The organism is Rhizobium sp. BR 317, from assembly GCF_047445835.1.
Taxonomy (GTDB): Bacteria; Pseudomonadota; Alphaproteobacteria; order Rhizobiales; family Rhizobiaceae; genus Rhizobium; species Rhizobium paranaense.
On sequence record NZ_JARWLB010000003.1, the window covers coordinates 1 to 13470 of the forward strand.

Below are 13470 nucleotides of genomic sequence, written 5' to 3' on the forward strand. Positions count from 1 at the left end.
AATATCCTTCCCGCAAGCCCAAGCACCTAAGCTCAGAACCACCAATCAGCATCGCAGCCAATCCAGGAAACTCTAGAGCGAGAGACTTCGTCGCCAGCAGCGCCGCCGCCCTCGTCAGTGATCGGGCTTATAGACCCCCCACCCGAACATAGTCAACACCCTCTCTGTAAAAATTCTGACATTTTTGTAAGTGACTGATTTTGTTGGGGGATTTTTCAATGTATAAAACTTGGCGGGAAAATCGCCCGCTTGAGGGCCATTTTCCGGATTCATTTTACGGGTTCTCGCAGATTCCCGTCTTCACGGAGGAAATGGAGCGCCAAGCCAGCTTTCAAGCCCGGCTTCGGGCCGGTGCCTGTGCCGCTAATTGCCAGTTTATCGCCCAGGACCTAATAGAGAGCTGAGCAATGAAGGAGCTGATAATGTTGGTTCTCGACGAAGAGCAGACGCGTTCGGCGCTAGCCTTGCCAGCGCTGATCGAGGCGATCGCCACGATGTTTGCCGGCGGCTGCGTCATGCCGGTACGGCATCACCACGATATGGAGGTGCCCGGCGAAAGCAATGCGACGCTGTTGCTGATGCCGGCCTGGCTGCCGGGGCAATATATGGGCGTGAAGATGGTTTCGGTTTTCCCGGGCAATGCCGGGCGCACACTGCCGGCAATCTTCGGAACCTATTTGCTTTCCTCCGGCAGGACGGGCGAGATGCTGGCGGCGATCGACGGCGGCGAACTCACGGCACGGCGAACAGCGGCCACCTCGGCACTGGCGGCCCGCTATCTCGCACGCGCGGATGCGGAAGAACTGCTGATCTGCGGTACGGGGCGGCTATCGCTCAACCTGATCCAGGCGCATGCCGAGGGACGGGAGCTGAAGCGGATCGGCATATGGGGCCGCGATCGCAGTAAGGCACAACAGGTGGCGGATCAGGCGCGTGCCTTTGGTTTGACCGTGCAGGTGATCACCGATCTGGAAGCGGCTGCTGGCAGCGCCGACATCATCTCCTGCGGCACGCTGTCGAGCACGCCGGTCGTCCTCGGGGAATGGCTGAAGCCGGGAGCGCACCTCGATCTTGTCGGCGGCTTCAAGCCGGATATGCGCGAGACGGACGATACGTCGATCCGGCGAGCGCAGGTCTTCGTCGATACGCGCGCCGGCGCAATGAAGGAAGCTGGTGATATCGTGCAGCCGCTGAAAAGCGGCGTGCTGACGGAAGATGCGATCCACGCGGAGCTCAGCGAGCTCGTACGCGGGACGCGGCCGGGGCGTACCAATGACGACGATATAACCCTGTTCAAATCTGTGGGTGCGGCGCTCGAAGATCTCGCCGGTGCGATCCTCGCCTATGAACATATGCGAGGCGACAGGGCGTGACGCGCATGACACCTTCGCTGCCCGAGCTGCCGGTCTCGCACGTGCTCGCCGATATCGGCGCAGCGCTCGCGGACGAGCGGCGCGCGGTTTTGTCAGCGCCTCCCGGCGCCGGCAAGACGACGCTGGTGCCGCTTTATCTGCTGGGTCAGGGCTGGCGCGGCGACGGAAGAATCATCCTGTTGGAGCCGCGACGGCTCGCGGCAAGGGCCGCGGCGGCGCGCATGGCCTCGCTGCTCAGCGAGCAGGTGGGTGATACTGTCGGCTACCGCATGCGGCTCGACAACCGGGTTTCGGCAAAGACGCGCATCGAGGTGGTGACGGAAGGCGTGTTCGCGCGGATGATCCTCGACGATCCCGAACTATCCGGCGTCTCCACGGTCATCTTCGACGAATTCCATGAACGCTCGCTGGATGCGGATTTCGGCCTGGCACTGGCGCTGGACGTACAATCGGCGCTCCGCGAGGATCTGCGTATCCTCGTGATGTCGGCAACCCTCGATGTCGAACGCGTCGCTGCCCTGCTCGGGCGTCCGCCCGTCATCGAAAGCATGGGCCGCAGCTTCCCGATCGACATCCGCCATCAAGACCGGCCGGCCGGCGAGCGGATCGAGGACACGGTAACACGGGCGATTCTCGACGCGCATGCAACGGAACAGGGGTCGATCCTCGCCTTCCTGCCCGGACAGGCGGAAATCACCCGCACGGTGGAAAGGCTTGAAGGCCTGATAGCGCCGGAGACCGTGATCGCGCCGCTTTATGGCAATCTCGGACAGAAGGAACAGGACGCGGCGATCCGTCCGGCGCCCAAAGGCACGCGCAAGATCGTGCTGGCGACGTCGATCGCCGAGACGTCGATCACCATCGACGGCGTGCGCATCATCATCGATAGCGGCCTGCAGCGGCTGCCCGTCTTCGAAGCGTCGACTGGCATCACCCGGCTGGAGACGGTGCGGGTATCGCGGGCTTCCGCCGATCAGCGTGCCGGCCGCGCGGGACGAACCGAGCCCGGTATTGCGATCCGATTGTGGCATCCCGGCCAGACGGCGGCGCTGCCGGCCTTCACGCCGCCGCAGATCCTCTCCAGCGATCTTTCCGGGCTGGCGCTCGATCTTGCTCATTGGGGCGTACAGGACCCTTCAACACTTGCCTTTGTCGATCAACCACCGGCGACGACCCTTGCCGAGGCACGCGCGATGTTGCGGCAATTGGGGGCTCTGGACGCCGAAAACGGACTGACCACGCGCGGGCGGCTGATGCGCGATCTAGCCTTGCCGCCGCGGCTTTCGGCCATGGTGATCTCGGCAGCGGAATTCGGCCAGGCGCGAGAGGCAGCGATGCTCGCCGTACTGCTGACGGAACAGGGGCTGGGCGGACAGAGCATCGATCTGGAAGAGCGCCTGCGGCGGTTCAAGACGGAAAAGGGCGAGAGGGCCGAGGCATCGCGCCGGCTGGCCGGGCGGTTGGCTGCAGCAGCCGGCGAAGGCAAGGCTGCGGCTACGGGAGTACCTATATTGGCCGGCGCATTGCTGCTGCATGCCTTCCCAGACCGTATCGCCCTGCAGCGTGGCGGACGCGGGCGCTTTGTCATGGCGAACGGGCGCGGCGCCGAATTGCCGGAGACGGAACGCCTGGCCGGTTCGCCGATGCTGGTGATTGCCGATCTGACCGGCCGGGCGGCGCAGGCTCGTATCCTGGCGGCAGCGGAAATTGCGCGAGCTGACGTCGAGGAGCATTTGCCGGGCGAAATCCGCACGGAAGACCAGAGCGTCTTCGACAAGGCCAGCCGGCAGGTGCGCGCCCGCCGCGTCACGCGGCTCGGCGCCATCATCTTCGAGGAAACGCCTTTGCCGAGACCGACCGGCGAGCAGGCCGCAAAGGCGCTGGCCGACGGCATTCGCGAGCTTGGGCTCGGCGTCCTGCCCTTTTCGAAGGAGGCGACGCAATTGCGCGAGCGGATCGGCTTCCTGCACCGGACGATCGGGGAGCCGTGGCCAAACATGAGCGACGAAGCCCTGCTTTCGCAGTTGGACGAATGGTTCACGCCGTTCCAGACCGAGGCACGCGGCCTTTCCGACATCTCGGCTGGCGGGCTTTCCAATGGGCTGATGTCATTGGTGCCGCATGAGCTGCAGCGCGACCTTGGTCGGATGGCGCCGACGCATTTCGAAGCCCCGACCGGCCAACGCCATCCGATCCAATATGAAGGCGAGGAACCGCTGCTGACGATCCGCGTTCAAGAGCTTTTCGGGTTGAAGCAGCATCCGGCCGTCGGCGGTGGGCGGCTGCCGCTGGTGCTGGAACTGACGTCGCCGGCGCACCGGCCGATCCAGACGACGCGCGATCTGCCCGGCTTCTGGGCCGGGTCATGGAAAGACGTGCGCGCCGACATGCGCGGACGCTACCCCCGGCACCCCTGGCCGGAGGATCCGGCAGATGCTTTGCCGACGACAAGAGCCAAGCCGCGTGGTACCTGAGAATGGCCCGTTTCTTCAGAGGATTGGACAAGATGGCGGATGCGGACGCCAAGCCGCAGGACGATCACCACACCAGCCGGCGGCTCAGGCTGCAGACGCTGGTGCGGCTGCGCTGGCTTGCGGTCGGCGGCCAGACGGTGACGGTGATGATCGTCGCCTTCTGGCTGAAATTTCCGCTGCCGCTGCTCGCCTGCTGCGTCTTGATCGCCTGCCTTGCCTGGATCAACTTCTTCCTGACGCTGCGCTATCCGCCGACGCACCGCCTGGAGCCGCCGGCCGCCTTTGCGCTGCTCGGCCTCGATCTTCTGCAGCTTTGCGGGTTGCTCTTGATCACCGGCGGGCTTGCCAACCCCTTTTCTGCGCTGGTCTGCGTCCCTGTCATCATTTCCTTTGCCTCACAGCCGATCCGCTACAGCATGACGCTGATCGTGCTGGCGATGATCTGCATCACCGGCCTTGCCTTCTCGCCTTTTCCGCTGCCCTGGTATGACGGCGTCGAGATCAATGTTCACAGCGTGATGCAGCTCGGCGTCTGGTGTTCGATCGCCTCGACCATGGCCTTTGCCGCCTTCTACGCCTACCGCGTCTCCATGGAGGCGACGCAGCTTGCCGATGCGCTGTCGGCGACGGAACTGGTGCTGCAGCGGGAAAAGCATCTGTCACAGCTCGACGGACTGGCAGCCGCGGCGGCGCACGAACTCGGCACACCGTTGGCAACCATCAGCGTCGTCGCCAAGGAGATGGAACGCGAACTCAGGGAGGACGACCGCTTCCGCGAGGATGTGGCGCTGCTGCGGAGCCAGAGCGAGCGGTGCCGCGACATCCTGCGACGGCTGACGACACTCTCCTCCGAGGACGAGGCGCATATGCGACGGCTGACGCTGTCATCGATGATGGAGGAGATCATCGCGCCGCACCGCGAATTCGGCATCAAGCTGGAGCTGATCGAAAAAAGCCCACGGGTCGGCGAACCCGTGCTGAACCGCAATGCCGGCATCATGTACGGGCTTGGCAATCTCATCGAAAACGCCGTCGACTACGCCCGAAAGAAAGTGACCGTCACGGTAGAATACGATCCCAATACGCTGGCGATCGTCATCGAGGACGACGGCAACGGTTATTCTGCCGATATCTTGACGCGGATCGGCGAGCCCTATGTCACGACACGGCAGCGCGACGATACGGCCGGCGGCCTCGGACTAGGCCTATTCATCGCCAAAACCCTGCTGGAGCGTTCGGGTGCAGTGCTTATCTTCGGCAATCGAGATCCGGAAACGCCGGGTGCGCGCATCCGCATCGAATGGCCGCGCATGTTAATCGACAGTAATTCGACAAAATGAATTTCACGGCTTAAAACACCGGTCGTTAAAGTCAGTAGGACTATGCAGGCGGTTTGTCGCCGGGATTGAACATGATGACGGATAAAGAGCTGACCGACCCTCATGCGGGGGCCAAGGACATCGCGGACCATATCGGCCCCGACGCGACATTGCTGATCGTCGACGACGACGGACCCTTTCTGCGCCGGCTGGCGCGCGCCATGGAGACACGCGGCTTTGCGGTCGATACGGCGGAATCAGTGGCGGAAGGCGTTGCCAAATCCAAGACCAATCCGCCGAAATACGCCGTAGTCGATCTCCGTCTGGGGGATGGTACCGGCCTGGACGTTATCGAGGCAATCCGGCAACGGCGCGACGACACGCATATCGTGGTGCTGACCGGCTACGGCAATATCGCAACGGCAGTCACCGCGGTGAAGCTCGGTGCGCTCGATTATCTGGCCAAGCCCGCGGATGCCGACGACGTCTATGCGGCACTGACGCAGCGGCCAGGCGAAAAGGCCGAAGTGCCGGAAAATCCGATGTCGGCCGATCGGGTTCGCTGGGAGCATATCCAGCGCGTCTATGAAATGTGCGAACGCAATGTCTCCGAAACGGCCCGCCGCCTCAATATGCATCGCCGCACACTGCAACGCATTCTCGCCAAGCGCGCGCCGAAATAACCTTCATTCAGACGAAAAAGACTTGCCCGTCGCCCATTCGGCCAGCATCAGCCGCTGGGCGGCGGCGCGGGAGAAGTTCAGCGTCACCGACTTGCGCGTGGCCGGCGGCAGGCGATGTTCCGGCGCTTCGCGGATCATGTGCGCGCCGTAGCCATCCGACAGGAAAAGCCCGCAGTCTTCCGGAAAGATATCGAGCGGCACGTCCTTATGCGTCGCGAAGAACAGGCGATCGCAGTGCAGGCGGTAATCCGGCCATTTGCGGTCGACGCGAAAATCCTCGATCGAGGATTTGATCTCGATGATCCAGATCTCGCCTTTTTCGGACAGCGTGATGAGGTCGGCGCGACGGCCGCTGGCGAGCGGCAGTTCCGGCAAGACGGCATGGCGCATCTCGTGCAGTAATAGTTGCACGCCCCTGCGTACAAGCATCGCCCGTTCTGACTGGCGGCCATCTATTAACGGATTGTTATTGTAAACGCTCAAAATCGTCATGAATTGCCTCGGGGACCGAACAAGCGTTGTTGCAAAAAAACCATGTCCCTTTAATTTGCGCAGCGGAGCTATTTTTGTCGCCCCACACCAGCTTGCAAAGCTAAATTTAATAGAAAATAAACCGTAGTCAAAGATGGTTGATACCATCCCATTCCCTGTCACAACTCACCAAGAGACTTCCATGCGCATCCGCAATGCTATGACCGCACTCGGCCTTGTCGCAACGCTTGCCACGGCTGGTTATGCCACCACTGCCGCAGCCACGCCGACCGCTACCGCCAACTCCGCCTCCGACACCGTGAAGACGTTCGACAATGATTACGGCGTCACGAGCGACAACGGCTTCCAACTGCCGGCGATCCCGATCCAGAAGGTGAAGCCGCAGTTCCGCCGCCAGATCGTCTCTTTCAAGTCTGACGAAGCTGCGGGCACGATCATCGTCAACACCCGCGAGCGCCATCTCTATTACATCCTGGGCAACAACGAAGCCATGCGCTACGGCATCGGCGTCGGCAAGCAGGGCTTTGCATGGTCGGGCACGGCATATGTTGCCTGGAAGCAGGAATGGCCGAGCTGGCATCCGCCGAAGGAAATGGCGGTCCGCCGTCCGGAAATCGCCAAGTACGTCGATGACGGCATGAACCCGGGCCTCGAAAATCCGCTCGGCGCCCGCGCCATGTATCTCTACAACGAGAAGGGCCAGGATACGCTGTTCCGCCTGCACGGCACGCCGGAATGGGCTTCGATCGGCACTGCCGCTTCCTCGGGCTGCATCCGCCTGATGAACCAGGACGTCATCGACCTTTACAACCGCGTTCTGCCGGGTCACAGCACCAAGGTCGTCGTGATCCAGTAATCGCTGGTATTATTTAGAATTCAAAAGGCCGCTGGATCGTTGTCCGGCGGCCTTTTTGTTTGGGGTCGATGCTAACCGCCCCGCCCACCCTCGTGGTTCGAGACGGCCCTGCAGGCCTCCGCGCCATGAGGACTGATCTCTTTCCCCAGCCGCAAGACTCTCTCCACCTCGTCCTGAGGCGGCTTGACACTGGAGCGTCAGCGCAAGCGACAAGGCCTCGGAGGATCGGGGCGGCCTCTGGTCGAGAGAAGGGTCACCCCGCCTGCTTCGCCTTCAGTTCGATACGGCGGCGGTGGAGGACCGGTTCGGTGTAGCCGTTGGGCTGCTCACGGCCTTTGAGGACGAGATCAAGTGCCGCCTGGAAGGCGACCGAGCCATCGAAATTGCCGGCCATTGGCATGTAGAGCGGATCGCCGGCGTTCTGCTGGTCAACGACGGCGGCCATGCGCTTCATGGTCTCGACGATCTGCGCTTCGGTAATGACCTTGTGATGCAGCCAGTTGGCCATGTGTTGCGCGGAGATGCGCAGCGTGGCGCGATCCTCCATCAGACCGATATTATTGATATCGGGCACCTTGGAGCAGCCGACGCCCTGATCGACCCAGCGAACGACGTAGCCGAGGATCCCCTGGCAATTATTGTCGATCTCGCGCTGGATTTCTTCCGGCGTCCAGTTCGGGCGAGGCGCGACCGGCACGGAGAGAATATCGGAAAGCTTGGCGCGGGCGCGGCTCTTCAGGCCCTGCTGGACCTCGGCGACGTTGACACGATGATAGTGAGTCGCATGCAGCGTGGCGGCCGTCGGTGACGGCACCCAGGCGGTATTGGCGCCGGCCTTCGGATGCGCGATCTTCTGCTCCAGCATCGCCGCCATCAGATCGGGCATGGCCCACATGCCCTTGCCGATCTGCGCGTGACCGGAGAGGCCGCATTCCAGGCCGATATCGACATTCCAGTTTTCGTAAGCCGCGATCCAGGCGGCCTGCTTCATGTCGCCCTTGCGGATCATCGGGCCGGCTTCCATCGAGGTATGGATTTCATCGCCGGTGCGATCGAGGAAGCCGGTGTTGATGAAGACGACTCGTTCGCTAGCGGCGCGGATCGCCTCCTTGAGGTTGACCGTGGTGCGGCGCTCCTCGTCCATGATACCCATCTTGATGATGTTGCGCGGCATGCCGAGCACATCCTCGACGCGCGAGAAGATCTCGACGGCAAAAGCCACTTCCTCCGGCCCATGCATCTTCGGCTTGACGACATACATGGAGCCGGCGCGGGAATTCTTGCGGCGGCCATTCGGACCGATATCGTAGAAGGCGATCAGGCCGGTGATCATGGCATCCATGATACCCTCGGGCACTTCATGGCCGTCCCGGTCGAGGATCGCCGGATTGGTCATCAGGTGGCCGACATTGCGCACCAGCATCAGCGAGCGGCAATGCAGCTCGAAGTTCGAGCCGTCGGGCGCGGTGTAGGTCACATCCGGATTGAGATGGCGGGTAAAGGTCTTGCCGCCTTTGGAGACTTCTTCCGTCAGGTCACCCTTCATCAGGCCGAGCCAATTGCGATAGACCTCGGCCTTGTCCTCGGCATCGACGGCAGCGATCGAATCTTCGCAGTCCATGATCGCAGTGATCGCCGATTCCAGCCGGACGTCGGAAATAGCAGCCGGATCGGCCTTGCCGATATCGGTACCGGCATCGATGACGATCTCGATGTGAATGCCGTTATTCTTGAGCAGAATATGCGAGGGAGCGCCGACATCGCCGAGATAACCGGCGAAATGCCCAGCATCGGCAAGAGCGACGGCACCTTTCTTCGTTTCGATAACCAATGCACCGCCCTTGACGGCAAAACCGATGACATCCTTCCAGCTCGCACTGGAAAGCGGTGCGGCGGTATCGAGAAAATCCCGCACCCAGGCGATGACCTTCTCGCCGCGCTTCGGATTATAGCCTCTGCCCTTCTCGGCACCATCCGCCTCGGGGATCGCGTCGGTGCCATAGAGCGCATCATAGAGCGAGCCCCAGCGCGCATTGGCGGCGTTCAGCGCATAACGGGCGTTCATGACGGGAACGACGAGCTGCGGGCCGGCGACGGAGGCGATTTCAGGGTCGACATTGGCGGTCGAGACCGAGAAGGCCGGGCCTTCCGGAATGATATAGCCGATCTCACGCAGAAAGGCTTCGTAGGCGGCCATGTCCACGGGCGCGCCGTTCTTGCGGTACCAATCGTCCAGGGCAGCCTGCATACGGTCGCGCTTGGCGAGCAGATCACGGTTCTTCGGAGCAAGGTCGTGCACGATCGCCGAGAAGCCGGCAAAGAAGGTGTCCGGATCGACGCCGGAGCCCGGCAGAGCCTCCTTGACCAGGAAATCATAAAGCACCGGTTCGATCTGAAGCCCGTTCTTGTCAATGCGGCTCATACCATCACTCCTAAGGCCGTCCTACGGCTCAATTTTAACATGCTGCCAGTTTGCGGGCGGTTACGCTCTCCGTCAATTTGGCAATAGTTCGAAAGATTTGTGCTCTTTTAGAAATAATCAATCCGCAGCGATGCGCGGACGGCCGCTGGCGGTGGCGATGAAGCGGGCCTCCACCAGCTTGCGACTGCCCTCGATTTCCGGCGCATCGATCTGTTCGTCCATGACGATGACGGGATCGGCGGCACCATTCAGCCGCGCCTGCGCCATCGCCACCTCGATTGCCCGTTCCCGTGCCACAGAAAAGGTCTTCTGTTCGTCGGTGAAACGCATTGTCTCGCCCGCCCCGTTCAGCACATAGATGCCATCCTCGGGCATGGTGACGAACACCGTGGCGGTGGCGCGAACCTGACCGACGACGGCACCGATTGCGTTGGCCACATCCGAATCAGCGGGAATGGCGCTCTCGCTTGCCAGCATTGCGGCGATGGCGGGGTAATAGACGGGAGCGGAAGCGCCGAGACCGACCAGGGGACGATCGAGCGAAACGGCAAACCGGGCGATGCCCGTTGCGCGGCGAAGAGCGCGGTCGATCGAGATCGATTTAGCCGGATCGAGATGGGTAACGCCATCCTCGGCGAGGCATGCGGCAAGGATGACATCGGCGGATTGCCGGGTCAGGCGATCGACGATCTTTTGCGCCAGTTCCTCCGCCGATGCGGCAAGCGGACGGCCGGAGCCGTCCTTCATCCGCATTGCCAGCGCCAGACCCAGCCGAGCCGCTTCCGCGTTCCATTGGTTTTGCCGGCCGAGCACATGCATGGCGTCTGAGGGCGTGAGACCACTGAGATGCACGAGGCCGCGGGCCACCAGACGGTCCAGGGTCGCTTTCAGCGATGTCGACGTCAGGAGCTGATCGAGCGCTAGGGGAACCGAGCCGATTTTATCGAACAGCGCCTGTTCCAACGGCTGCAGGCCGCTCGCCAAATGATCCGGTACGCCGGTGCGCACGGCAAAACGGCCGACGTGGCGGCCAAGATGCGGAGCGCGCAATTGCTGCTCCAGCACGCCAAGGACCGCTTGGCCATGCACATGCGCAACAAGGCTGAGCGGCAGCAAGCGGCGCGGCCCGAGTTCGAAGGCGGCGACGAGGCCGCGATCGTTGATCTTCACCTCGGAATCGCCACCAAGACCATAGGTGCGCATGGCGACCGCTTCGACCATGGTGCGATAGCCGCCGACCACGGCACCGTCGGCATCGAGCCGCGGCCGGCCGGCCTCCATGACGGCAACATCGGTGGTGGTGCCGCCGATGTCGGAGACCACGGCATCGTCGAGACCGGTGAGATAGCGCGCGCCGACAAGGCTCGCCGCCGGTCCGGAGAGGATCGTCTCGATCGGACGGAGCTTGGCTTCTGCGGCCGAGATCAGCGCGCCATCGCCGCGCACAACCATCATCGGTGCTTCGATGCCACGCTTGGCGAGAAATCCCTCGCAGGCGCCGACCAGGCGGTCGATCATCGACACCAGCCGGGCATTCAGAAGCGTCGTCAGCGCCCGGCGCGGGCCCCCGAGCTTGGAGGAGAGTTCATGGCTGCAGGTCACCGGCAGATGGGAAATCTCGCGGATGCAATCCCGCACCCGGATTTCATGAGCCGGATTCCGCACAGCGAAATAGCCGGCGATCGCGAAGGACGAGACACTCTTCGAAAGCTCCGGCAGCGCTTCTTCCAAAGCGGTCAGATCGAGCGGGTTCTCATTGCCATGGACGTTGTGCCCACCGGGCAGGAACAGCACCGGATCGGACCCCAGCGCCTCGGCCAAGCCGTCACGCTTCAGATCGTCGGGACCGAAACCGATCATTACCAGCCCGGCGCGGCCGCCCTGCCCTTCGACCAGCGCATTGGTGGCGAGCGTCGTCGACAGCGATACGAGGCCGATAGCGGAAACCGGGATGGCAGCCTTGGCGATGACCGCATCGACAGCACCAGCGATACCGACGGCCAAATCATGCCGCGTGGTCAGCGATTTCGCCTTGGCGATCACGCCATCGGCTTCGTGGAAGAGGACGGCATCGGTATAGGTTCCACCGGTATCGATGCCGAGCAGGAAATGAGATATCACGGATAAGTTTACCCTTGAGGAGATGAGTGAGGCGTAAGCGCGGAGCCTATCTCGCCCTTGGCGGGCGAGAAAGCAAAAACTTAGGATTAGGCGGGGGCTTGTCCCCGTCTAATTCTTAGTTTTTGCAAGAGCGGGGGTAGGTAGGGACGCACGGAATCTAGAAATTTGCCTGAACAAGAAACGGACCCCCTCTCTTGCAATTTCAATGGCTTAGAAATTGCGCTGAGCTTTTGAATATGTGGCACGTTCTCCGCCGCAATTCCTAAACCAGTGAAATTGCTTTCTCGCCGCCAGGGGCGAGATAGGCTTCCCCCTACCGCCTTGTTACCCGCATCGGCAGCCCGCCCTGCGGCTGCGTCGTCAGCTTCTGCACCGGCCAGGGATTGGTCTCGTCGGTGAGATCAAACCGGAACCGGTGCATCATGACGGCAAGGGCGATGACCGCTTCCTGCAGGGCGAAGGTGGCTCCGATGCAGACACGCGGGCCGGCGCCGAAGGGCAGGTACTGGAAGCGGTTGATCTTGCCGCGATTTTCCGGAAGGAAGCGTTCGGGCATGAAGGCGCGCGGCTTGTCCCAATAGAGCGCGTGACGATGCAGCGTCCACGGCATGATCAGCACGGTGATATCGGCCGGGATCTCGACGCGCTCCCCGCTTGGGCTTGTCCATTCGTCATCGGCAATCGAAGCGCGATTGATGGACGGCGCCGGCGGATAGAGGCGCATTGCCTCCTCGAAGGCGGCACGGACATTCGGCATCAGGTCGAGCCAGGCGACGGGCTCTGCGCCGGTCGCGAGCACCTGATCGATTTCCGCCTCCATGGCTTCGCGGATATGCGGCGTGTTGGCGACGCAGTAGATCGTCCAGGCCAGCGCTCTCGCGGTCGTCTCATGACCGGCGCCGATGAAGGTGAGGATATTGTCCTCGATCTCCTCCATGGTCAGGCCGTCGGGGCCAGCCTTTTCCAGCAGCAACGTCAGGAAATCGTCGGGAGCGCTGGCGCGATCCCTGCGCATCTTGTCGAGCCGAAGATCCATCGTCTTGCGAACGATGCCACGAAACTTGTCGAGCACCTTCTGGCCGCCGATGCGGGTCAGGCGCGGCACCCAGGAAGGCGCGCGCAGAAGGTCCATCGGATCGACGCGGCCCATGCGATGCAGAAGCTGATTGACGTCATCGGCGAAGTGGCCGCTTTCGGTGACGATCTCACCGGAAAACAGGGTATCGGCGAGGATGGCGAAGGTAAGCTCGGTCATATCGATGGCGATATCGAAGACCTTGCCGTCGCTGCCGGCCTCCTCGTATTTGCGAACATAGGCTTCGCTCTGGCTTAGCATCTGGCCGGCAAAGCCCTGGGCATGGCGCGGCGTGAAGACGGGGGCGACTGCCTTGCGCGAGCGCTTCCAGACCTGGCCTTCCGCGGTCAGCAGGCCATCGCGCAGGATGGGGCGGAGAATGAGCTGGCGGATCTCCGACATGCGGTAATTGGAGGCATTGTCGACCAGCACATGCTTGATCAGGCCGGGATCATTGACGATCAGCGTGTGCTCGCGAAAGAAGCGCGTCATGATCCACGGCAGTGTATAGGAAGGTTCGCCCCATAGTTCCAGCGGATTGCGCAGGATGGTGCGGATGATCGTCAGACGCGACGGCGGGACGGTGCGCGGCGTCGGGGCTGGCGGAGAGAAGGCTTCCGGGATCATGTCCATGAGATCCAATCTCCTCGAAAAC

The 13470-nt window shown here is 62.3% G+C and carries 9 protein-coding genes; 5 read left to right on the forward strand and 4 right to left on the reverse strand.

All coding sequences use genetic code 11. The features are described from left to right. Positions 1-422: 422 nt before the first annotated feature. The 4 genes from QD357_RS05115 to QD357_RS05130 all read left to right on the forward strand — a co-directional run bounded on the left by QD357_RS05115 (position 423) and on the right by QD357_RS05130 (position 5849). Positions 423-1373 carry an ornithine cyclodeaminase family protein gene (locus tag QD357_RS05115; RefSeq protein ID WP_107106425.1) on the forward strand — a complete coding sequence of 317 codons (951 nt, stop codon included), beginning with the start codon at positions 423-425 and terminating at the stop codon, positions 1371-1373. A 5-nt stretch (positions 1374-1378) separates the two neighbouring features. Continuing rightward, complete coding sequence (gene hrpB, locus QD357_RS05120) at positions 1379-3847, forward strand: ATP-dependent helicase HrpB (protein ID WP_107106611.1); 2469 nt, start codon at positions 1379-1381, stop codon at positions 3845-3847. A 2-nt stretch (positions 3848-3849) separates the two neighbouring features. Continuing rightward, positions 3850-5187, forward strand: coding sequence for an ActS/PrrB/RegB family redox-sensitive histidine kinase (locus QD357_RS05125; protein ID WP_107106424.1), 1338 nt, complete (start codon positions 3850-3852; stop codon positions 5185-5187). Positions 5188-5261: 74 nt separating this feature from the next. Next, the gene (locus QD357_RS05130; RefSeq protein WP_107106610.1) at positions 5262-5849 is read left to right on the forward strand and encodes an ActR/PrrA/RegA family redox response regulator transcription factor; all 588 of its coding nucleotides are present in this window, start codon (positions 5262-5264) and stop codon (positions 5847-5849) included. Between the two features lie 3 nt (positions 5850-5852). On the opposite strand, the gene QD357_RS05135 is transcribed toward QD357_RS05130, so the two are convergent. After that, complete coding sequence (locus tag QD357_RS05135; protein WP_107106423.1) at positions 5853-6341, reverse strand: MmcB family DNA repair protein; 489 nt, start codon at positions 6339-6341, stop codon at positions 5853-5855. 181 nt (positions 6342-6522) lie between these two features. On the opposite strand from QD357_RS05135, the gene QD357_RS05140 reads away from it, so the two are divergent. Further along, positions 6523-7197, forward strand: coding sequence for a L,D-transpeptidase (locus QD357_RS05140; RefSeq protein ID WP_107106422.1), 675 nt, complete (start codon positions 6523-6525; stop codon positions 7195-7197). A gap of 253 nt (positions 7198-7450) precedes the next feature. On the opposite strand, the gene QD357_RS05145 is transcribed toward QD357_RS05140, so the two are convergent. From QD357_RS05145 to QD357_RS05155, 3 genes are all read right to left on the reverse strand, one after another. Then, positions 7451-9619, reverse strand: coding sequence for a malate synthase G (locus QD357_RS05145; RefSeq protein WP_107106421.1), 2169 nt, complete (start codon positions 9617-9619; stop codon positions 7451-7453). A gap of 117 nt (positions 9620-9736) precedes the next feature. Then, entirely contained in the window at positions 9737-11740 is a 2004-nt protein-coding gene (locus QD357_RS05150; RefSeq protein ID WP_107106420.1) for a hydantoinase/oxoprolinase N-terminal domain-containing protein, read from the reverse strand. A 313-nt stretch (positions 11741-12053) separates the two neighbouring features. Then, positions 12054-13448: a cytochrome P450 gene (locus QD357_RS05155; RefSeq protein WP_107106419.1), complete on the reverse strand. Its 1395-nt coding sequence runs from the start codon at positions 13446-13448 to the stop codon at positions 12054-12056. Positions 13449-13470: the final 22 nt, after the last annotated feature.

What these genes read in the sequence shown, in the direction of transcription:
- QD357_RS05115 (WP_107106425.1), top strand. Translation starts at nt 423, where the DNA reads ATGTTGGTTCTCGACGAAGAGCAGACGCGTTCGGCGCTAGCCTTGCCA.
- hrpB (WP_107106611.1), top strand. Translation starts at nt 1,379, where the DNA reads ATGACACCTTCGCTGCCCGAGCTGCCGGTCTCGCACGTGCTCGCCGAT.
- QD357_RS05125 (WP_107106424.1), top strand. Translation starts at nt 3,850, where the DNA reads ATGGCCCGTTTCTTCAGAGGATTGGACAAGATGGCGGATGCGGACGCC.
- QD357_RS05130 (WP_107106610.1), top strand. Translation starts at nt 5,262, where the DNA reads ATGACGGATAAAGAGCTGACCGACCCTCATGCGGGGGCCAAGGACATC.
- QD357_RS05135 (WP_107106423.1), bottom strand. Translation starts at nt 6,341, where the DNA reads ATGACGATTTTGAGCGTTTACAATAACAATCCGTTAATAGATGGCCGC.
- QD357_RS05140 (WP_107106422.1), top strand. Translation starts at nt 6,523, where the DNA reads ATGCGCATCCGCAATGCTATGACCGCACTCGGCCTTGTCGCAACGCTT.
- QD357_RS05145 (WP_107106421.1), bottom strand. Translation starts at nt 9,619, where the DNA reads ATGAGCCGCATTGACAAGAACGGGCTTCAGATCGAACCGGTGCTTTAT.
- QD357_RS05155 (WP_107106419.1), bottom strand. Translation starts at nt 13,448, where the DNA reads ATGGACATGATCCCGGAAGCCTTCTCTCCGCCAGCCCCGACGCCGCGC.